This is a genomic window from Nocardia sp. NPDC052112, from assembly GCF_040680135.1.
In the GTDB taxonomy this organism is placed as follows: domain Bacteria; phylum Actinomycetota; class Actinomycetes; order Mycobacteriales; family Mycobacteriaceae; genus Nocardia.
Genome location: NZ_JBFAWD010000013.1, coordinates 162071 through 183265, shown reverse-complemented (window position 1 = coordinate 183265; position 21195 = coordinate 162071). Strand labels below are relative to the sequence as shown.

General features: G+C 65.8%; 19 protein-coding genes and 1 tRNA gene. 10 read left to right on the top strand and 10 right to left on the bottom strand.

The window, feature by feature from the left end; all coding sequences use genetic code 11:
• Nucleotides 1–389: 389 nt before the first annotated feature.
• On the bottom strand, nucleotides 390–1232 hold the full coding sequence (locus AB0L58_RS25195) for an alpha/beta hydrolase (RefSeq protein ID WP_364390103.1): 843 nt from the start codon (nucleotides 1230–1232) through the stop codon (nucleotides 390–392).
• Nucleotides 1233–1318: 86 nt separating this feature from the next.
• On the opposite strand from AB0L58_RS25195, the gene AB0L58_RS25190 reads away from it, so the two are divergent.
• Nucleotides 1319–1927 carry a TetR/AcrR family transcriptional regulator gene (locus AB0L58_RS25190; RefSeq protein ID WP_364390101.1) on the top strand — a complete coding sequence of 203 codons (609 nt, stop codon included), beginning with the start codon at nucleotides 1319–1321 and terminating at the stop codon, nucleotides 1925–1927.
• Between the two features lie 134 nt (nucleotides 1928–2061).
• Here AB0L58_RS25190 and AB0L58_RS25185 read toward each other — a convergent pair whose 3' ends face one another.
• The 3 genes from AB0L58_RS25185 to AB0L58_RS25175 form a co-directional block, all read right to left on the bottom strand.
• Nucleotides 2062–3540, bottom strand: coding sequence for a glyceraldehyde-3-phosphate dehydrogenase (locus tag AB0L58_RS25185; RefSeq protein ID WP_364390099.1), 1479 nt, complete (start codon nucleotides 3538–3540; stop codon nucleotides 2062–2064).
• Nucleotides 3541–3735: 195 nt separating this feature from the next.
• Entirely contained in the window at nucleotides 3736–5187 is a 1452-nt protein-coding gene (locus AB0L58_RS25180; protein ID WP_364390098.1) for a glycosyltransferase family 39 protein, read from the bottom strand.
• A 441-nt stretch (nucleotides 5188–5628) separates the two neighbouring features.
• A complete protein-coding gene (locus AB0L58_RS25175; RefSeq protein ID WP_364390097.1) occupies nucleotides 5629–6366 on the bottom strand; it encodes a nitroreductase in 738 nt (245 codons plus the stop codon).
• 892 nt (nucleotides 6367–7258) lie between these two features.
• On the opposite strand from AB0L58_RS25175, the gene AB0L58_RS25170 reads away from it, so the two are divergent.
• Complete coding sequence (locus AB0L58_RS25170; protein WP_364390096.1) at nucleotides 7259–8173, top strand: MBL fold metallo-hydrolase; 915 nt, start codon at nucleotides 7259–7261, stop codon at nucleotides 8171–8173.
• A 6-nt stretch (nucleotides 8174–8179) separates the two neighbouring features.
• Here the strand turns inward: AB0L58_RS25170 and AB0L58_RS25165 are convergent, their stop codons facing one another.
• Complete coding sequence (locus AB0L58_RS25165; protein ID WP_364390161.1) at nucleotides 8180–8845, bottom strand: nitroreductase; 666 nt, start codon at nucleotides 8843–8845, stop codon at nucleotides 8180–8182.
• A 144-nt stretch (nucleotides 8846–8989) separates the two neighbouring features.
• Between AB0L58_RS25165 and AB0L58_RS25160 the strand changes: the two genes are divergently transcribed.
• On the top strand, nucleotides 8990–9640 hold the full coding sequence (locus tag AB0L58_RS25160) for an NAD(P)H-dependent oxidoreductase (RefSeq protein WP_364390095.1): 651 nt from the start codon (nucleotides 8990–8992) through the stop codon (nucleotides 9638–9640).
• Nucleotides 9641–10014: 374 nt separating this feature from the next.
• On the opposite strand, the gene AB0L58_RS25155 is transcribed toward AB0L58_RS25160, so the two are convergent.
• On the bottom strand, nucleotides 10015–10500 hold the full coding sequence (locus AB0L58_RS25155) for a MarR family winged helix-turn-helix transcriptional regulator (protein WP_364390094.1): 486 nt from the start codon (nucleotides 10498–10500) through the stop codon (nucleotides 10015–10017).
• A gap of 422 nt (nucleotides 10501–10922) precedes the next feature.
• Between AB0L58_RS25155 and AB0L58_RS25150 the strand changes: the two genes are divergently transcribed.
• Entirely contained in the window at nucleotides 10923–11066 is a 144-nt protein-coding gene (locus AB0L58_RS25150) for a hypothetical protein (protein WP_364390093.1), read from the top strand.
• Nucleotides 11067–11159: 93 nt separating this feature from the next.
• Nucleotides 11160–11828, top strand: coding sequence for a class I SAM-dependent methyltransferase (locus AB0L58_RS25145; RefSeq protein WP_364390091.1), 669 nt, complete (start codon nucleotides 11160–11162; stop codon nucleotides 11826–11828).
• 192 nt (nucleotides 11829–12020) lie between these two features.
• On the opposite strand, the gene AB0L58_RS25140 is transcribed toward AB0L58_RS25145, so the two are convergent.
• From AB0L58_RS25140 to AB0L58_RS25125, 4 genes are all read right to left on the bottom strand, one after another.
• Nucleotides 12021–12092, bottom strand: a tRNA-Val gene (locus AB0L58_RS25140).
• Between the two features lie 32 nt (nucleotides 12093–12124).
• Entirely contained in the window at nucleotides 12125–12604 is a 480-nt protein-coding gene (locus tag AB0L58_RS25135) for a peroxiredoxin (RefSeq protein ID WP_364390160.1), read from the bottom strand.
• Nucleotides 12605–12675: 71 nt separating this feature from the next.
• A complete protein-coding gene (locus AB0L58_RS25130; RefSeq protein ID WP_364390159.1) occupies nucleotides 12676–13098 on the bottom strand; it encodes a DUF3052 domain-containing protein in 423 nt (140 codons plus the stop codon).
• 158 nt (nucleotides 13099–13256) lie between these two features.
• Entirely contained in the window at nucleotides 13257–13814 is a 558-nt protein-coding gene (locus AB0L58_RS25125) for a hypothetical protein (RefSeq protein WP_364390090.1), read from the bottom strand.
• A gap of 298 nt (nucleotides 13815–14112) precedes the next feature.
• Between AB0L58_RS25125 and aceE the strand changes: the two genes are divergently transcribed.
• The 5 genes from aceE to AB0L58_RS25100 all read left to right on the top strand — a co-directional run bounded on the left by aceE (nucleotide 14113) and on the right by AB0L58_RS25100 (nucleotide 21003).
• Nucleotides 14113–16932 (top strand): pyruvate dehydrogenase (acetyl-transferring), homodimeric type, encoded by a 2820-nt coding sequence (aceE, locus tag AB0L58_RS25120; protein ID WP_364390158.1) that lies wholly within the window; start codon nucleotides 14113–14115, stop codon nucleotides 16930–16932.
• 11 nt (nucleotides 16933–16943) lie between these two features.
• On the top strand, nucleotides 16944–18278 hold the full coding sequence (locus AB0L58_RS25115) for a helix-turn-helix domain-containing protein (protein ID WP_364390087.1): 1335 nt from the start codon (nucleotides 16944–16946) through the stop codon (nucleotides 18276–18278).
• Between the two features lie 126 nt (nucleotides 18279–18404).
• A complete protein-coding gene (locus AB0L58_RS25110) occupies nucleotides 18405–19319 on the top strand; it encodes an ACP S-malonyltransferase (RefSeq protein WP_364390086.1) in 915 nt (304 codons plus the stop codon).
• Nucleotides 19320–19442: 123 nt separating this feature from the next.
• The gene (gene acpM / locus AB0L58_RS25105) at nucleotides 19443–19742 is read left to right on the top strand and encodes a meromycolate extension acyl carrier protein AcpM (protein ID WP_014982996.1); all 300 of its coding nucleotides are present in this window, start codon (nucleotides 19443–19445) and stop codon (nucleotides 19740–19742) included.
• Between the two features lie 10 nt (nucleotides 19743–19752).
• Nucleotides 19753–21003, top strand: coding sequence for a KasA/KasB family beta-ketoacyl-ACP synthase (locus AB0L58_RS25100; protein WP_364390084.1), 1251 nt, complete (start codon nucleotides 19753–19755; stop codon nucleotides 21001–21003).
• The last annotated feature ends 192 nt before the right edge of the window (nucleotides 21004–21195 follow it).

The following is a 21195-nucleotide window of genomic DNA, read 5'->3' as shown; positions in this document are numbered from 1 at the left end:
GGGGTGTTCATATGCGCCCTGTGCTGGCCCGCCGGGACTCAGAAAGGCAAGTCCGTGGACGAGATTCGGCGGCGTCTCGGAGGGGACGACACCGACTTATAGTCAGGTCCGCGCAGCGCGGGCGGAGTTGATGAAGGAATTCAGATTGGGGAATCCCTTGCGGTACATCACTTCTCGGCTCACCAATGACAAGTCGGCCGACTTGGACCCCGAGGTCGGCCGTCGCGGGAAACCGCTGTGGCCGAACAGGTTCCGGCCGAACGTACAGCTGTGCGGACTACCGCGTGGCGGCCGCCTGATGCCTGCCACTGCGTGAGTCGATCGTCTCGTTGAGAGTCCTCCGGCGGGCCACGGTCCGGTCGACCGTGACCCGCCGACAGTGGTGGTGTTCAGGAGCGGACGAAGTTCAGCAGCGCCTCGTTGACCTCTGCGGCGTGGGTCCACAGCAGCCCGTGCGGGGCTCCGTCGACCTCGACGTAGTCGGCCTCGGGGAAGGCTTCGTGGAAGGGGCGGCCGGTCGCGTCGATCGGCAGGATGTTGTCGTTGGTGCCGTGCAGGATGAGCGCGGGCTTGCCCGCGGCGCGGACCGCGGCGACGTCCGCGCGGAAGTCTTCGATCCAGGAGGAGACGACGGCGTAAGCGGCCACCGGTGCCGAGCCGGTCGCGGTGTTCCAGTTGGCGGTGACGGCCTGCTGGCTGATCCTGCTGCCGAGCGTCTCGCCGAGGTTGTAGAAGTCCTCGTAGAACTTGGTGAACCAGGCGAACCGGTCGGTGCGAGCGGCCTCGACGATGCCGTCGAAGACCTCCTGCGGCACACCGGTCGGGTTGTCGTCGCGCCGCACCAGGAACGGTTCCAGTGCGGCGAGAAACGCCAGCTTGGCGACTCGCTCGTGGCCGTACCTGTTGACGTAGCGGGCGAGTTCGCCGGTACCCATGGAGAAGCCGACAAGGATCACCTCGCGCAGGTCGAGCGTCTCGAGCAATGTATTGAGGTCGGCGGCGAAGGTGTCGTAGTCGTATCCGGTGCCGACCTTGCTCGACTGCCCGAAGCCGCGGCGGTCGTAGGTGATGACGCGGTAACCAGCGGCGATCAGTTCGCGGGACTGCCGCTCCCAGCTGTGACCGTCGAGTGGGTAGCCGTGGATGAGGACGATCGGCTGACCGGTCCCGTGGTCTTCGTAGTAGAGCTCGATCGGTGTGCTGTTCTCGGTTCCGACGGTGATGGTGGCCATTGCCATCCTCCTGAAATCGACTGGAGAACGGTCGTTCTCCGGACTGTGCATTACAGTAGAGAACGAACGTTCTCGGCGCAAGGGGAATGACCATGATCGACGACACAGCAGCTCGGGAGCGGGTGTTGGCCGCGGCCGACCAACTCTTCTACGCGCGCGGAGTCCAGTCCGTTGGCATGGACGCGGTCCGCAGCGAGGCGGGGATATCCCTGAAACGGATCTACTCCCTGTTCCCCTCCAAGGACGAACTGATCGTCGCTGTCCTGCACCGCCGCCGGGCCCAATGGAACGCGGGCATCGCCGCCAGCGCGGAGCACGCGGTCACCGCACGTGCGAAGGTCCTGTCCGTCTTCGACTTCCTCGACGCCTGGTTCCGCCAGCCGGACTTCCACGGCTGTGCCTTCATCAACGTCTTCGGTGAACTCAGCGCCGGCTCACCGAATGTCACCCACGCCGTGCGCGAACAGAAGGACGGCTTCCAGCGCTACCTCACCCAACTGGTCCGCGACGCCGGAGCCCCCGAGGCCGTCGCGGCGCAGATCGCGATCCTCGTCGAAGGTGCCCAGACCACCGCCGCTATCGCAGGGCACCCCGACGCCGCCGCCCACGCCCGCGCAGCCGCGGCAACACTTCTCGACGCCGCGTGCGGTGCTATTCCACCGCCTGAAGCTGACCCCGCCGAACTTACGTCTTAACTGTCGATTCTGCGCTGCTCCCTGGCGTGGCAAGTGATCACGGCCGCGACCGGCGGATCCGGTGTCCGCGATATCCAGGGATACGAAAACCGAGATGGCCGAGCGGGTTTCGGCTGAACGTGCGGCTGTGCGGACTACCGCGCGACGCCCGCAGCCGGTGCGGGAGCGTCGTCGCGCGCGCCCAGCCGCGGATAGGTCGGGTACTCGATACCCGAGATGTACTGCACCGTCCGCACCACCTGGCACGAATAACCGAATTCGTTGTCGTACCACAGGTACAGGATCGCGGTGTCGCCATCGACGATCGTGGCATTGGCGTCGACGATCGATGCCGCGCGGGATCCGATGAAATCGCTCGAGACCACATCGGTGGCCGCGGTATAGTCGAGGTTGCGACTCAGCGGTCCGGACAGCGATACCTGGCGCAGATACTCGAGCACTTCGTTCTTCGTGACCTCGCGCACGAGCTGCAGGTTGAGAATCGCGACCGAAACGTCCGGGGTGGGAACGCGAATCGAGTTGCCGGTGATTTTGGCCTTGAAGTCCGGCATTGCCTTCGCCACCGCGGATGCGGCGCCGGTCTCGGTGAGCACGAGGTTGAATGGCGCGGAGCGACCACGACGGTCGGCCTTGTGGAAGTTGTCCAGCAGGTTCTGGTCGTTGGTGAACGAATGCACCGTCTCCACGTGACCGCGGACGATGCCGAATTCGTCGTCCATCGCCTTGAGCGGCGGCACGATCGCGTTGGTTGTGCACGATGCGCACGAGTAGATCTGCTCCGACAGATCCAGGTCGCGATGGTTGACGCCGTGCACGATATTCGGAACGTCGCCCTTGCCGGGCGCGGTGAGCACGACCTTCGCGATGCCCGGACGCAGGTGCTGCGACAGGCCGTCACGGTCGCGCCACTTACCGGTGTTGTCGATCAGGATCGCCTCGTTGATCCCGTACTCGGTGTAGTCGATCATCGTCGGATCATCGCTGTAGATGAACTTGATGACGTTGCCGTTCGCGATGATCGTGTCACTGTCGGCGTCGACCTTGATCGTTCCGTTGAACTGGCCGTGCACCGAATCCCGCCGCAGCAGCGACGCCCGCTTGGCCAGATCGCCTTCGCCGCCCTTGCGCACTACCACGGCTCGCAGGTTCAGCCCGTTACCGGACCCGACCTTCTCGATGAGCAGCCGAGCGACCAGCCGACCGATCCGCCCGAAGCCGTACAGGACCACATCCCGTGGCCCCTGCGGCTCGGCCTTGTTGCCATCGGTGACATCGGTCAGCACCGCGGCGGTGAATTCGGGAAGCGACAGCCCGCGAACGTCGGTGCGATAGGCCATCACCAACCGGCCGAGGTCGATCTTGCACGGCCCCAGATCCAACCCGCTGAGCGCTTCGAGGAACGGCAGCGTCTCCTCGACCGACAGTTCCTCACCCTCGATCTGCCGCGCGAACCGGTGCGTCCGCAGAATGCTGATCACCGATTTGTTCACCAGCGACCGGCTGTGCAGGAGGATGGTGACCCCCTTCTCGCGATACAGCCTGCCGACGATCGGAATCATCGCCTCCGCCGAAGCCTCGTGAGCATTCCAGCGGTCAAGATGGTCGGTAGTCAACACAAGCCCCTCGGCGTTTCCTCGATCGATACGGCCTCGATGCTATCCAGGACCGCACTATCACAGGTCCCGGCTCCCCCCTTGTGAGGTCGAATCGCAGGCGCGAAAACATTCCGCGCAGCGGGCGCACCACTGCCGTTCTCGGCTCGATTCGGGGCGCCGGCAGGCGTCTGACGGCAACGGCTCGGCGGGATGTCAGGTCATTTCGAGGTGCCGCAGCCGTGGCCAGAGCTCCTGCCACGACTCACGGCGCTCGGTACACAGCCACACGGTCTGATCCGCACCCTCATCGACCAGGTTGCGGCACGATCCGAAATGGTCGCGAAGTTCGTCCGGAGCCGTACCGACGTAGAGCACGTTGCGCGCCGAGTCCGGCGGCGGAGGGAAATAGCCGTAGCTGCGGTTGGTGCTGTACACCGCTGGCAGGCCGCCGGTGTGGGGGTACACCTCGAGGTAGGCGGCGATGATGTAGGACTGGCCGATAACGATCGTGGTATCGCGATCCGCGACCGGTAGCGCGTCGTAGGCGGCGACGGTTCGTCGCGCGATCGCTTGGGGGACATCGGTTTTGTCGGCGACCGCCGCGAGCGCCAGCATGCCGACGGCCGCGGCGATGCTCACCGCGTATGCCGGCCACACCACCCAGCCTTGGCGGCCGCCGTCGAGTCGGCGCTGTTGAAATCCGAGCGCGCCCGCGGCGCACAGTGCTCCGTAGAGCCCGCCGAGATAGTAGGGGCGGCCGACGGTGCCGACGAAGAAGACGAACAGCACCACCGCGGTCACGCCCAGGAAGCGATAGGTGCGCAATTCCTCGGCGCGCAGCAGCCGCCACCATCCGTACAGCGACAACACCGCGCCCGCGACACCGGCCATGATGATCAGCGACACGGCCACGCCCGGTCGGCCGCCGTACAAAGCGTCCGCCTCCGAGGCCACCACCGAACCCATCCGCAGCTGCGGCCAGCCGTGTCCGGCCTGCCATAACAGCGTCGGCAGCGCGATGAGCAGCCCGATACCGGCTCCCGTCCACAGCATCGGCCGTCGCAGCAACTCGCGCGGACCGAAAATCGCCACCGCCGCCATCAGGACGCCACACAACAGCAGCACCTGGAATTTGGTCTCGGCGGCCACCCCGGCCACCACACCCGAGGCGAGCAGCAACCGGTCGTCGCGCACCCGAATCCACCGCACCAGCAGCCAGACGAGCGTCAGCCACTGCACCGGCTCCAGCGTGTACGGGGTAAGCCAGTGGCCAGCCAGGGTTACCCACAGCGCGGTCGCCTGCGCAGCCGCCGTGCGGGTCTGTGCTCGCCGATCACCGCCGAATTCCCTGGCGATCAGGGCCGCGACGACGACCGCGGCCGCGGTCGCGAGGACTGCGGGCAATCGAAGCACCAGGATCGACCCCGGGGCGAGCCGATCCAGTGCGGCCGCCAACGCCGGTGCCAGCGGCGGCTGGTCGGCGGATCCCCAGTCCAGGTGATTGCGGCCGATCGCCAGCATGTAGGCCTCGTCGAACCAGTAACCACCGCCGAAACTCGTGACGAATTGGGCCAGTGCGACCACGGCAGCGATCACGAATACGGCCCGGCCCGCGAATGTGGGAACGAGCTGGGCGGATGGGCGGGGTAGTACCGATGCGCGCACGTTCGACCTCCGTTGCTGGATCCGTCACGAGAATTCTGTCCAGCGACAGCGCCCGGCACATCGCCCGGCGCGCGCGGCCGTCGGTACAACCGGAGTAGGACCTCGACGCCGAACCCTCATCCCTGGTGATGAGGCCGAATCCGATCCCTGGGCGGAATCCACCAGACCGCCGGTGTCGGAGTACCGGCGTTGCACCCCAGCGCATTTCCCGAGTACCGACATATGCTCCGGCCCTGTGGCTCGGACCCGGCGAACTCGGCGCCTGGCCGAGACGGCAACGAATCCGAAAACTGCAGCACTACAGTGATATTCGCGCAGAAGAAGCAGGTCGTGAATTTTCACCGGGCAATGCAATCCGGATGGCTGAATCAACGAAATGCAATTCGGCCAGGAGCAGGGAGACTCGGGTTCCGACCCAGCCACGTGCGCGCGTCATCGACATCACTCGTGACTGTCGGTGACGTAATCCGCGACGCTGGGACCGCTGATACGTCGACGGCCTTCATCCGGTGCCCGCCGCTCGACGAACGTGACCGTCTCGTCGAGCGGCGCCCGCCCGGTCCGGGCGTAACCCACCCTGACGTCCTCGAACCCGATCGACATGCCACAGAAGAGAATGAGCTCGTCTGGGGGTGACACGACCTCCGCAACGGTCTTGCGGTAGACCGACCACGCCATCTGTAGGCAACTGTGCAGCCCTTCGGCGCGGAGCAGCAGCATGATTGTCTGCAGATACATGCCGACGTCGGCCCATTGGGGTGGGCCCAGGTCGCGGTCGATGTAGCAGAACAGGGCGGCGGGCGCGCCGAAACAGTCCCAGTTCGCGGCAGCCGCCCGCTGGCGCGCCTCCATGTCCTCGCGCGAAATGCCGAGTTCGCCGTAGCGCTCCTTGCCGAAGGCGGCTCGGCGCTCGCGGTAGGGGGATTTCAATGCGGACGGGTACATTTCGTATTCGCGCTCGTCCCAGGGGTCGCCTGCGGCCACGCGCTCGCCGGCGAGCTTCTTGAGCTCGGCCAGCGGTGCGCCGGTCAGTACGTAGGAGTTCCACGGCTGGAGGTTGGATCCGGACGGGGACCAAGCCGCGGCGGCCAACACGCGCTCCAGCACTTCCTTCGGGACAGGCCGGCTGGTGAATCCGCGTACCGCCCGTCGGCTCGTGACCGCCTCATAGACGTCCAAGATTGTCTACCTCCCGGTCCGCAGGGCTGACCATGTCTACATCCGCTGAGCCTTACGGCGGTGGCATTCGACGCTGGATAACCAGGTCCCGACTGACCGGCCGATATGCGTCGAGATGTGTCGGCCCCCGCGAGTCCCTCCGCTCCACAGGCTCAGGCGGTATTGCGTGCCGGCCATTCCGTGAAGCGGGTCTGGAATATCCGGGCGTCATCGGCAGCACCGGGGACGAGAATGCGCTCGCCGGGCACCACTGCTCCGTAGTAGGGAGCACCGGAATCGGTGACGACGCGGCGCGGATCATTACGGCAGGCAGGACCGGTGCGGACGAATTCGTCGAGGCCGAACTTTTCCGGCCGGTGCCGCCGACAACTACAACTCGGGCCATGATGACGGACTCTCCTACGAATGTCGATCGGTACGAGTTTCCGGATCCACGCCTTCCGTAGATAGATCGTCCTACGACAAATTCGACCAGTCAAATGAATGCAGCGGTTGTTGGAAGCGTTGAAGTGATTGGTGGGATTCGGTGCGATGGTGGTTGGAAACAGCTACAGGACAGCGTTTTACGCCGGTTGGGTACGTAGTCCACGAGGGTCGCGAATGCCGTTCCGGCAGATCCCACTCGGGGAGCAGCGGTCCGAACAGCGCCCACTGCTCGTCGCTACACGAGGTCGGATACGCCGGACACGACGACGTCGGCGACACACCGTGGGCCGGGCATGACGAACACAGACAACTCGGCAATACTGCAAGCGCGCCGCTCTGCCTTTAGACGTCCAACGCCGGAAGAAATCACGCATCACCTGACCGGCATTCCTGCCAGGAACCACGTTGGAGGCCACATCACGCCGCCAACCTCGATCCCTACCAACTGATCAGGAGGGAGACGAACGTGAACTTGGACAACACCGCACACTCCAGTAGGCCGGGACCCGACGAGTTGACTCCGTCGCGCTACGCGCTGCGGGTCGGCGAGATCGACGTGCTGGTGATCAGCGATGGGGTGTTGCCGCTGCCAGCCGAGGTCTTGTCCACCAACGCCGATCCTGGCGTCCGCGTGGCCTATCTGGATGACATGTTCCTGCCGCGAGACGTGCTCGAGTTGCCGCTGAATGTGGTCGTGGTGCGTAGCGGCGGCCGGACCGTACTCATCGACGCTGGACTAGGGGTGGAGTTTCCGGACTTCCCGCGGGCCGGGCGGTTGGCCCTGCGACTGGAGGCTGCCGGCATCGATCCCGCATCCGTGACCGACGTGGTGCTTACCCACTTACACATGGACCACGTCGGCGGGCTGCTCGCCGACGGGCTGAGGGGCCGGCTGCGTCCGGACCTGCGGGTCCACCTGGCGGCCGCCGAGGCCGAGTTCTGGGAGTCTCCCGATTTCTCCCACACCTCCATGCCGCCGGAGGTGCCGGACGTGCTTCGGTCGGCCGCCTCGCGGTTCTTGGACGAGTACCGCAGCCAGCTGCGGCCGTTCGAGGCGGAATACGAGGTGGCGCCGGGGGTCGTCGTCTCTCGCACCGGCGGCCACACCCCCGGGCACAGTGTGGTCCGCCTGGCGTCCGGCGGCGACCGGCTGACGTTCGCCGGCGACGCCGTGTTCTCGGTCGGGTTCGAACACCCCGACTGGTTCAACGGCTTCGAACACTATCCCGAGGAGGCGGCCCGCGTCCGGGTCGATCTTTTGCGGGAGCTGGCGGCGACCGGCGAGCCGCTGGTGGCTACTCATCTGTCGTTCCCGTCCCTCGGCCGGGTGGCGGTCGCCGGCGACGTCTTTCGTTGGGTACCGGCGTGGTGGGGTTACTGACCGCGACTAATCCTCGACGAAGGTGACCGTCTCGTCGAGCGGCGCCCGGCCCGTACGGGTGTAATCCATCGTGTCGTCCTCGAACCCGATCGACATGCCGCAGAAGAGGATGAGTTCGTGCGGGGGTGAGAGGACCTCCGCGACGGTCTTGTGCAGCTTTGCCCATGCCATCTGCGGGCAACTGTGCAGCCCTTCGGCGCGGAGCAGCAGCATGACGGTCTGCAGATACATGCCGACATCGGCCCATTGTGGCGCGCCCATGTCGCGGTCGATATAGCAGAACAGGGCGACGGGCGCGCCGAAACAGTCCCAGTTCGCGGAGGCGGCCCGCTGGCGCGCCTCCAGGTCTTCGCGCGGGATACCGAGTGCGCCGTAGCGCTGCTCACCGAACGCGGATCGGCGCTCGCGGTATGGGGACCTCAGTGTGGAGGGGTACTGCTCGTACTCCGGCTCATCCCAGGGGTCGCCGGTAGCCAAGCGCTCGCCGGCGCGCTTCTTGACCTCGGCCAGCGGCGCACCGGTCAGCACGTAGGTGCGCCACGGCTGCATGTTCGATCCGGACGGCGCCCAGGCCGCGGCGGACAGCACGCGCTCCAGCGTCTCCCGTGAGACATCCCGGTCGGTGAATCCGCGCACCGCCCGTCGGCTCGTAACCGCCTCGTAGACGTCCATGATCACCCACTCTCCAATCATCTCTTCTGCGACCGTAGTAGTTGTTATAGTATCATTCAATACCATCTTGTGTTAGATTATTCCCCAGCACGAGTTCTCAGCCCTCGGTATCCCACCCCGGGCATCGTTCTTTGGAGAAGCCCCATGGCCACACTGCTGCATATCGACTCGTCCGTATTCGCGGGCGAGGCATCCTCGTCCCGTTCGATTACCGCTGCCTTCCGTACGACGTGGGAGGAGCAGCACCCAGAGGGCGTGGTGATCTACCGCGACCTCGCCGCCAACCCTGTCCCGCACGTCACCGCCGCCGCCTGGTCCGCCGGCTACGCCGCCTCGTCCGAGCGCACCCCGGAGCAATCCGCCGCGTTCGCCGCGCGCGTGGAACTCATCGAGGAATTGGAGCAGGCGGATGTCGTCCTGATCGGCGCCCCCATGTACAACTACTCGATCCCCTCGACTCTCAAGGCATGGCTCGACAGTGTGCTTCTGCTCGGCCGCACCGCGGGCGAGACCCCCTCCGCCCAGGGCACTCCGGTTGTCGTCGTCGCAAGCCGCGGCGGCTCCTATGCGCCAGGCACCCCGCGCGAAGGTTACGAGTTCGTGCAGAACTACCTGCGAGCCGTCCTCGGTGGCACCCTCGGCCTCGACCTCGAATTCATCGTCCCGGAACTCACCATGGCTCCCCGCAACCCAGCCATGTCGGAACTGGTCCCCCTCTATGAGATTTCCCGCGAGCGCGCCTTCGAGGCCGCGACCACCAAGGCCAAGGAACTCACGCAGCGCCTCGCCTCGTGAACTCGCGGGGCATGGGTCGCCGTGTGAGGCATGCCCGAGACCGTCACATGTCGCCTGGTTGCCTGCGGCCGCTTCCGACGGTGACGGTGGCGCTCTGGCATCGGGGCCCGTGGTCCGGCCGGGCTGTTCGGCCTGCAGCGTGCCGCGCATCGACATGACGGCGATGTCGGCCGGGGCGAAGAGCGCACCGCCGACCAGGTATGTGGTGCTGCAACCGCGCGGCAAGCTCAGTCCAAGTCGGCGACGAAGCCCAGACCGCACCTCGCGGCCACAGCCGGTGTGTAGCTGTAGCTCTCGAGGCCGGGCCGGCTTCGCCGCGAAAGCGCAAGATATGAGGCGGGGGCCAGGCGCAGGCAACCGGTGTCCGGGCCTGCTTATGCCTCGCTGTCTGGGGGATAAGCTATGCGGGTCAGCAGATCCGTCAACTGCTCGGGCTCGCCGGGCCCCAATTCGGCAACCAGATGTTCGGCCAGCGGCTCCGCCGCCACATGGGCCGCATCGAAAAGCTCGAGCCCCTGAGGTGTGATCTCCACCGCCCGCACCCGACGGTCCCCCGGAACGGTCTTACGTGTGACCAGACCCTTACGCTCCAGGTCGTCGACGATTCGCATGATTCCCGCCTTGTCCGACCCCGTCGCCGTCGCCAAGTCCCGCTGCACCGTGGGCCCGTGGTTGACCAGCGCGATCAGCACGGCGAAGTGCCGCAACTCTATGCCGAGTGGTCGAAGTGACTCTGTCATGACCGCGGCCGCGCGCCAGTGTGCCCGGCGCAGCAGCAAGCCGAGAGCGAAAGGCGAGGCATCCCCAGGGCCGTCGGTCGCGCGCGAGGCCGTAGTTCGGTTGGGAATGTCGGCAGGCACGAACGCGACATTACCAGCTACCCGCTTATTCGATACGGTATCGATTGAAACCAAGTGTGATCGGAAGCCGTGCCGATTGGCTTGACACCGCTACACGATCCGCAATCGCGGTGGCTTGTCGGCGACACGGACAACCCCTCCCGGCTTGCCCGTCCGCGACCGTGCAGTGTCGCAGTCGCCAGCGCCGTTGCACAACAGCGTCGCGCGTGGCCGGCCGTTGCATTCCGTGGCGGCCGCGGTGTCGCATGCGTCGGGTTCATCTTCGGCGCCGTGTTGTCCGCGGCCAACTGGCTACCCACGTGGCTCGTGGACGAGGAGGCCCTGCGCGGTGAGCCGCTGGCGCGGACGGTGTGCAATCAGCCGCACGTGGACGATCGCTGCCGCCGACCGCGTCGGAGCAACCGTTCCGGATCACGCCCTGGGTGCTGGCCGCGTTCGCGACGGACATGAACCTGGCCGACACCGACTTCTTCGAGATCAGGCACGACGTCGCGGAAGACGGCATGCTGCGCAAACAGTTAGGAGCCTGGCACAGGCGGAGTACCTCAGCCAAGGCGCACCGGTGACTGCCGCCGCCCTGCCGAATCTCCGGCGGCTGCGCGCCCTGCTCGACGAGCTGGACATGCATGACGAGGCCCGCCCGGCGTACCGTCGAGTCTGTGAGCAGTGGCGCCGTGCCAGCGGCAGCGGTGGAGGGCTCGGACCTCTGGGCCCGAGTGTTCGCGGCGCTGTACGACCCTCTGCTGTGGGTGGGTGAGCGGGCGGGTATGGCCGCTCGCCGACGGGATTTGCTCGGCCGCGCAAGGGGGCGGACTGTCGAGCTCGGCAGTGGCACCGGTCTTAATCTGGAGTACTACCCTGACGGTCTCGACGAGCTGATCCTGACCGAACCGGAGCCCGCGATGCGTGCGCGGTTGGCGCGGCGGCTGCTTCGCAGTCGACGTCGCGCGCGTGTGCTGGACGCATCGGCGGAACAACTGCCGTTCGCGGATGAGACCGTGGATACGGTCGTCTCAACGCTCGTGTTGTGCACTGTCGACGACCCTGATCCGGTGTTGCGTGAGATCGGGCGCGTGTTGCGCCCCCGCGGCCAGCTGCTGTTTCTCGAGCACGTGCGTTCCGAGTCGCCGCGACTTGCCCATTGGCAAGACCGCCTCGCCGGCCCCTGGCGCCGGTTCGCGGAGGGCTGCCACTGCAACCGTCCCACCCTCGAGCTGATCCGGGCGTGCGGACTGGAGCTCGAAGACATACAGGAAGCGTCGTGGCGCGGAGAGCCTCCGATCGTTCGACCGCTGATCCTGGGTGCGGCCACCAAAAGCGGTATCTGACCGAAGCTGCGCCGCACTCGGCCGCGTAACTGCGAGCTGCCGCAACGGCCTGCCGGTGGAACCAACCTAACGAGACAGCAGCTAGGCGAAGTACTTCCGCGAGACGTACGCGTGCGCCCCGTTGCTCGACAAGTTGGGCGCGGCGCAAGTTGCGACCGACCGCAAACCGCCTTGCAGTTGCATCTTCTTCGGTGGGCGCAGAGGGGTTCGAACCCCCGACCGCTGGTGTGTAAAACCAGAGCTCTACCACTGAGCTATACGCCCGGGATCCGTCGGTGGGTGACCGACGGGCCGGTCTAGGACTCTAGCGCGGCGAGCGCTTTCTCCCAAGCCGCCTGGTCACGGGGCTCTCCGGGACCGTTCATTTCGGAGAAGCGGATGACGCCGCCGCGGTCGACGACGAAGGTGCCGCGGTTGGGGTAGCCGGATTTCTCGTTGAAGACGCCGTACGACTGGGCGACGGCGCCGTGCGGCCAGAAGTCGGACAGCAGCGGGAAGATGTAGCCCTGTTCGGCGGCCCAGATCTTGTGGGTGGGCGGCGGGCCGACCGAGATGGCGAGGATTTCCGCATCGTCGTTCTGGAATTTGGGCAACTCGTCGCGGACCTTGCACAACTCGCCCTGGCAGATGCCGGTGAAGGCGAGAGGATAGAACACGAGCAGCACGTTCTTCTTGCCGCGGTAGTCCGAGAGCGTGACTTCCTGGTTGTTCTGATCTTTGAGTGTGAAATCCGGCGCGAGCGTGCCGACTTGCAGCGGGCCAACCTCGACTGGCATCACTGATCCTCCATCGTGTCGGGCAACACCGGGCGGTGGCACACCGCCCGGCGAAACCATAGCGAAAGCGGTCAGCGCTGTTTCGAGGGTGCCTTGGGCTGCACGAGGCGGCTGCCGGACCAGGCACCGAGGCTGATCGCCGAGGTTTGCGTCAGACCCGCGGTGGGTGCCGCTTCGGCGATATCGCTCGGATCGACATGACCAGGTTGTCCGGTCTTGGGGGTGAGAACCCAGATGAAGCCTTCGTCGGCCAGCGGGCTGATGATCTCCATCAGCTCATCCGCCAGATCGCCGTCGCCTTCTCGCCACCACAGCAGGACAGCGTCGACTACCTCGTCGGAGTCTTCGTCGACCATCTCCCCGCCGCTGGCCTCTTCGACATCGGCCCGCAGGTCGTCGTCGGTGTCCTCGTCCCAGCCCAGCTCCTGGACAACCATGCCGTGTGTAATGCCAAGCTTCTGAGCGTAATTCTGCGCGTCCGCCGCGGCGACCACGGTGGTGTCCTCCTCAACTCCAGACAATAGGTAGTTGCAAGCGAACATGGTTATCGCCTCGAGCGCAAGCTGATCGGACGAAATACCCATGGAATGTCGCGTGACAACCTCGTGTCATTGGCCGATTTTCGCCACCCGTCCCGGTGCGTGGGACGACTTCAGCGTTTCGGGCAGGCGTCCTTGACCGCATTGCGCGCATCGTTGACCCGCTTGCTCGCATCGTTGAGTGCGCCGACCGGGGCGGTATAGGTCATCTTGCGGGTTTCCGCAGCGAGTTGGCGCGCGGCGGCGACGTATTCGGCGAACTTCGCCTGCAGGTCCGCGGGCAGCGCACCGTTGGCGTTGTTCACCCCGGTCTCGACCTTGTTCGCGGCATCCTCGAGGGTCTTGGCGGCGGTATCGCGCTTGGCGTTGTAGTCCGCGGCATTCGCATCGTGGGCATCTACGAATTCGTTGTACTTCGAAACGCCGACACCTGTAGTTGTGGGGAATTGATTACAGTTGTCGCCGATCGCCTGCGCCTGGGCCGCGGCCTTGCGCGAGGAGGTCGCCGCCGCGGAGGAGGAGGCCGCCTCGGTCTTGTAGGCGGCCAGCTCCGAGGCATTCGGATTGGCAACGCCGTCAACGTGTTTCGCGCATCCCGCGATCGTCAGGCCGACCACGACCGCCGCTGCCGCGCACACCGCTGCGAACCCGCGTGGGTCCAGCACCTTCATCGTCCTCCGTGCCTCTCTTTGTCACCGGCGGTCCTCGACTCACGTTCCCTGCGGAACCGTACTGCAGATGCCCCTGACATGATGACCTGGGCCACAACTTCCGCAAGGATGGAGGTGCGCCCGGAACCTTTCGTAAAACGGGTGGTCCGCCAACCAAGTGTGCCGCCCGGGGAAACAGACGCCTATCAGCTTGTCCACCCCTGTACGAGGAGCAGATTTGACCGACCTGATCCACTCTTCCGCGCCAGTGAAACCCGCTGGCACCGACTCCGCGCCGCGCGATCCGAATGGATCGCAAGTGCCGCCGACGGGCGGCCGGGTGCGGGTTATCCGCGAAGGGGTGGCGTCCTACCTACCGGACATCGACCCGGAGGAAACCTCCGAATGGCTCGAATCGTTCGATGACATGCTCGACCGGGAAGGTCCGGGCCGCGCGCGTTACCTCATGCTCCGGCTGTTGGAACGCGCCGGTGAGCGTAGAGTCGCCATCCCATCCCTGACCTCCACCGACTACGTCAACACCATCCCCACCGAGAACGAGCCGTGGTTCCCCGGCGACGAAGAGGTGGAGCGACGCTTCCGCGCCTGGATCCGCTGGAACGCGGCGATCATGGTGCACCGGGCGCAGCGTCCCGGTATCGGTGTCGGCGGCCATATCTCGACCTACGCCTCCTCGGCGGCGCTCTACGAGGTCGGCTTCAATCACTTCTTCCGCGGTAAGGACCATCCCGGCGGCGGCGATTCGATCTTCATCCAGGGGCACGCCTCACCGGGCATCTACGCCCGTGCCTTCCTCGAGGGCAGGCTGTCGACCGATCGGCTCGACGGCTTCCGGCAGGAGTACAGCCACGGCGGTCCGGGCCATGGCCTGCCGTCGTACCCGCACCCGCGGCTGCTCAACGACTTCTGGGAGTTCCCGACGGTGTCGATGGGCCTCGGCCCGATGAACGCCATCTACCAGGCGCGGTTCAACCACTACCTGCATGACCGCGGCATCAAGGACACCTCGGATCAGCACGTCTGGGCCTTCCTCGGCGACGGTGAGATGGACGAGCCGGAGTCGCGTGGCCTGATCCAGGTGGCCGCGAACGAGGGGCTGGACAACCTCACCTTCGTGATCAACTGCAATCTGCAGCGTCTCGATGGCCCGGTGCGCGGTAACGGCAAGATCATCCAGGAGCTCGAGTCGTTCTTCCGCGGCGCGGGCTGGAATGTCATCAAGGTCATCTGGGGCCGCGAGTGGGACGCGCTGCTCGGCGCCGATCGCGACGGCGCGCTGGTGAACCTGATGAACAGCACCCCCGACGGCGATTATCAGACCTACAAGGCCAATGACGGCGCCTACGTGCGCGACCACTTCTTCGGCCGTGACCCGCGCACCAAGGCCCTGGTCCAGGATCTCTCGGATCAGGAGATCTGGAACCTCAAGCGCGGTGGTCACGACTACCGCAAGGTCTACGCCGCCTATGCGGCCGCGATGGCGCACAAAGGGCAGCCGACGGTGATCTTGGCCAAGACCATCAAGGGCTACACCCTCGGCAAGCACTTCGAGGGCCGCAATGCCACACACCAGATGAAGAAGCTGACCCTGCAGGACCTCAAGGACTTCCGTGACCTGCAGCGGATTCCGATCTCCGATGCCGAACTGGAGAAGGACCCCTACCTGCCCCCGTACTACCACCCGGGCATGCAGGCGCGCGAAATCCAGTACATGCTCGATCGCCGCAAGGCGCTCGGCGGCTTCCTGCCCGAACGGCGCACCGCGGCAAAGCCGCTGCAACTGCCCGGCGATGAGGCGTACAAGTCGGTGCGCAAGGGTTCCGGCAAGCAGAACGTGGCCACCACCATGGCCCTGGTTCGGCTCATGAAGGAACTGCTGCGGGATAAGGAGATCGGCAAGCGGATCGTGCCGATCATTCCGGACGAGGCCCGTACCTTCGGTATGGACTCGTGGTTCCCTTCGTTGAAGATCTACAACCGCAACGGGCAGTTGTACACGTCTGTCGACGCGGAATTGATGCTTGCCTACAAAGAGAGTGTTGTCGGGCAGATTCTGCACGAGGGCATCAACGAGGCCGGATCGACCGCATCGTTCACCGCGGCGGGCACCTCCTACGCCACCCACGGCGAGCCGATGATCCCGCTGTACATCTTCTATTCGATGTTCGGTTTCCAACGCACCGGCGACGGATTGTGGGCCGCGGCGGACCAATTGGCCCGCGGCTTCGTACTCGGCGCAACCGCCGGGCGAACCACGCTGACCGGTGAGGGGCTGCAGCACAACGACGGCCATTCGCTGCTGCTGGCCTCCACCAACCCGGCCGTGGTCACCTACGATCCGGCGTTCTCCTTCGAGATCGCGCACATCGTGCGGGACGGTCTGCGTCGTATGTACGGCGGCGGCACCCAGCAGCCCGGTCCCGGCGCACTGCCCGGCACCCATCCGCACGGACCGGCGGGCGAGTTCGGCGGTGAGGACATCTTCTACTACATCACCCTCTACAACGAGCCGTATGTACAGCCCGCCGAGCCCGACGATCTCGATATCGCCGGACTGCTCGAGGGCATCTATCTGTACAAGCGCGGCGGCGAGGGCAGTGTGCGCGCCCAGATCCTGGTCTCGGGCGTCACGGTGCCCGACGGTGTGCGCGCCCAGGCGCTGCTCGCCGAGGAATGGGGTGTGCAGGCCGATGTCTGGTCGGTGACCTCGTGGGGTGAGCTCCGCAAGGAGGCACTCGACAAGGAGATCGCCCAGCTGCGCAATCCGGGCACCGATGCGGGCGTCCCGTACGTCACCCAGGCACTGGCCAGGGTCGAGGGTCCGTATGTGGCTGCGACGGACTGGATGCGCGCGGTGCCGGATCAGGTGCGCAAGTGGGTGCCCGGCGACTTCACCACGCTCGGCACGGACGGTTTCGGTTTCTCCGATACCCGCCCCGCCGCGCGTCGGGTCTACAACGTGGACGCGCAGTCGATCGTGGTCGCCGCCCTGGCCGCACTCGGCCGCACCGGCAAGATCGATCCGGCCAAGGCCGTCGAGGCGGCGGCCGAATACCGCATCGATGATGTCGCCGCCGCGCCGAAGTCGGCTCCCGGCACCGAAGACGAACTCGCGTAGCGGACGATTGGATGGTGGAACGTAAACCGCCGCGGCCGCGTCGGATCTCCGATGGCTCCTCCGAGCACGAGGTGTATCTGCCGACGGGCGCACTATCCCCGAACCGGCAAACTCGCGACCCACTGCCGGACACGCTGCTCAAACGCGTGAAGCAGTTCTCCGGACGTCTCTCCACGGAGGCGGTCGGGTCGATGCAGGATCGGTTGCCGTTCTTCGCCGATCTGGACGCCGCGCAACGCGCGGGCGTCCAGATGCTGGTGCAGACCGCGGTGGTGAACTTCCTGGAATGGCTACAGGATCCCGATAGCGATATCCGGTTCAGCCTGGACGCCTTCCAAGTGATCCCGCAGGATCTGGCGCGGCGGCTGACGCTGCGCCAGACCGTGGACATGGTCCGCGTGGCCATGGAGTTCTTCGAACAGTGGCTGCCCGCGCTCGCGCGCAACGACCGGCAGCTGGTCGCACTCACCGAGGCGGTATTGCGCTACGGGCGCGAGCTCGGATTCGCCGCCGCCTCGGTGTACGCGAGCGCCGCGGAATCCCGCGGCGCCTGGGATACCCGACTCGAGGCACTGGTCGTGGACGCCGTCGTGCGCGGCGATACCGGCCCGGACATGCTGTCGCGGGCCGCGACCCTGAACTGGGACGCGACCGCCCCGGCGACGGTGCTGGTCGGCACGCCGCCCGGGGATCAGGGCGTGTCGATGGTCGGTTCGGTGCACACCATCGCCGCACGGCACGGGCGTGCGGCGCTGGCCGTCGTCCAGGGTTCGCGGCTGGTGATGGTGGTCAGCGGGAATCTGGGCGATACCTCATATGCCTCCCCATTTCTCGCGGATCTGTTGGCCGAGGTGTTCTCCGACGGTCCGGTGGTGATCGGACCGACCATGCGCACCCTCGGTGCCGCGCATGCCAGTGCGGTGGAAGCACTGGCCGGAATGGAGGCCGTCGTCGGCTGGCGTGGGGCCCCGCGGCCGGTGCACGCTGCGGAATTGTTACCGGAGCGGGCGTTGTTGGGTGACCGAGCTGCAATCGACGCGTTGAACGAGTATCTTGTCCTACCGTTGGCCGCCGCGGGATCCGCGCTGGCCGACACTCTCGAGGCCTATCTGGATTGCGGTGGCGCGGTCGAGACGTGCGCACGTCAGCTGTACGTTCATCCAAATACCGTTCGCTATCGACTCAAGCGGATAGCCGAGATAACGGGGCGTGATCCGATGAATCCGAGGGATGCCTACGTGCTCCGGATCGCCGCGACAGTAGGTCGTTTGACACGAACCCGTAACGAATCGTCAACTCCTACCCCAGAAGTCACTCAATTCCCGGTGAGTCACGAAGGCCTGTAACGGAACCGGCGAACGGTCGATCGGGACAGCCCACATGCGCTTTTGTGGGACCTCCACAAAAGCGCTCCGCAAGGTTCATTCGCGTCGACATCTCGTGCGGCGCACCTCACAGTGTTTTCTAGAGGTGTGATCGCGTTGTTCGCCCCTGGACAGGGGTCCCAGACACCCGGCATGCTCGCGCCTTGGCTCGACCTTCCCGGCGCGACTGATCGCCTCGCCCTCTGGTCCAAGGCCTCCGGCCTGGATCTGGTCCGCCTCGGCACCACCGCCACGGCGGAGGAGATCACCGACACTGCCGTTACCCAGCCGCTCGTGGTCGCCGCCGCACTGCTGGCCTTCGCGGAAATCGAGCCGGATGCACTTCCGGCCGATACCATCGTCGCTGGGCATTCGGTCGGTGAGCTCGCCGCCGCCGCGGTCGCCGGAGTCATCTCCGCCGACGATGCGGTGCGGTTGGCCGCAATCCGCGGTGCGGAGATGGCCAAGGCGTGCGCGCTGGAGCCGACTGGCATGTCCGCGATGCTCGGTGGCGATGAGGCCGCCGTGCTCGCGCGGCTCGAAGAACTCGACCTCGTCCCGGCCAACCGCAATGCCGCGGGTCAGATCGTGGCCGCCGGACGATTGACCGCCCTCGCGGAACTCGCCGCCAACCCGCCCGAGAAGGCGCGGGTGCGTGCGCTGCCCGTCGCGGGCGCCTTCCACACCGCGTTCATGGCCCCGGCCCAGGACGCTGTGACGGAAGCCATAGCCACGATCACGCCGAACGAGCCGACTCGGACCCTGCTTTCGAACTTCGACGGCAAGCCGGTTACCTCCGGCGCCGATGCGGTCGCTAAGCTCGCGGCGCAGGTCACCCGGCCCGTCCGGTGGGACCTGTGCACCGAGACCGTCCGACAGGCGGCGGTTTCGGCGGTGGCGGAGCTGCCGCCGGCGGGCACGCTCGTCGGCATCGCAAAACGGGAACTGAAGGGCACCCCAACACTGGCCCTGAAGACCCCTGAAGACCTCCCCGCGTTGGCCGGGTTCACCATTTCCGGCTAGCTTTCCCCCGGCGATTGTGTAACCAAATGCACGATCGTGACCGAGCAGGCGGTAACCATCGGCTCGCTCGATTCGAAAAACAACAGTGAAGCCCTACAAAGTAGATAAGAAGGGAGCCACGAAGTGGCCGCTCTGACCCAGGAACAAATCGTCGAGGAACTCGGCAAGATCATCGAAGAGGTGACCGGTATCGAGCCCTCCGAGGTGACGATCGAGAAGTCCTTTGTCGATGACCTGGACATCGACTCGCTGTCCATGGTCGAGATCGCGGTTCAGACCGAGGACAAGTACGGCGTGAAGATCCCGGATGAGGATCTGGCCAGCCTGAAGACGGTCGGCGACGCTGTCGCCTACATCCAGAAGCTCGAGGCCGAGAACGCTGACGCGGCCGCGGAGCTCAAGGCCAAGTTCGACGCCGAGTAGGGCCGACACTGTGACCACTCCTTCCACCTTGAACGGGAACTTCCCCAACGTCGTCGTTACAAGCCTGGCGGCGACCACGTCGATCGCTGGTGATGTCGATGCGACGTGGAAGGGACTCCTCAACGGCGAGAGCGGAATCGACACTCTCGAGGATTCGTTCGTCGAGGAGTACGACCTTCCGGTCCGCATCGGCGGTCACCTGAAGGTTCGGCCTGAGACCCTGCTGAGCCGTGTCGAATGTCGGCGCATGGCCTACGTCGAGCAGCTCGCGACCGTACTCGGTCGCGAGGTCTGGCAGAACGCGGGCAGCCCCGAGGTCGACCCGGAGCGTCTGGGTGTGGCGATCGGCACCGGGCTCGGTGGCGGTGATGCGCTCATCGACTCGGTCGACAAGCTGAAGAACGGTGGCTATCGCAAGATTTCGCCGCTGGCTGTTCAGATGGTCATGCCGAATGGTCCGTCGGCTGTGGTCGGTCTCGAATTGAAGGCCAGGGCAGGAGTGGTCACTCCGGTCTCGGCGTGCTCATCGGGCTCCGAGGCCATTGCCAATGCATGGCGAATGATCGTCATGGGTGACGCCGATATGGTCGTCACCGGTGGCGTGGAGGGTTTCATCGACGCGGTGCCGATCGCGGCATTCACCATGATGCGCGCGATGAGCACCCGCAATGACAACCCGAAGGGCGCCTCGCGCCCGTTCGACAAGGATCGCGACGGTTTCGTCTTCGGCGAGGCCGGTGCCCTGATGGTCATCGAGACCGAGGAGCACGCCAAGGCCCGTGGCGCGACGATCCACGCGCGCCTGCTCGGCGCCGGTATCACCTCGGATGGCTTCCATCTGGTCGCACCCGATCCCACCGGTGACGGTGCGGCTCGGGCGATGACGCGGGCGATGCAGACCGCGGGTCTGACGCCCAAGGACGTCACGCACATCAATGCGCACGCGACCGCCACCCCGATCGGCGATACCGCCGAGGCGAATGCGATCAACAAGGCCGTGGGCAACCACGCTTCGGTGTACGCGCCGAAGTCGGCACTCGGCCACTCGATCGGCGCCGTCGGTGCGCTCGAATCCGTGCTTACCGTGCTCAGCATCCGGGACGGCCTCGTACCGCCGACGCTGAACCTGGACAACCAGGATCCGGAGATCGATCTGGATGTGGTGCACGGCGAGGCCCGCCGCCAGGAGATCGAGTACGCGATCAACAACTCGTTCGGTTTCGGCGGGCACAACGTCGCGCTCGCCTTCGGTAGGGCATAACCGCGCGGTATCCGATTGGCCGGTGCGGAGCCCTCCGTGGTTACGCGCGCTGCCTCCTCCGGGCTCGACCGCGCAGACCGGGCAGACTGCAACAACGATCCCGGTGGGGTCGACCAACCGAGCGTCGGTCGACCCCACCGGTGTTTCGACATACGCAGCCGCGGTAGCGGCGTACTTCCCTGAGGTGAGGAG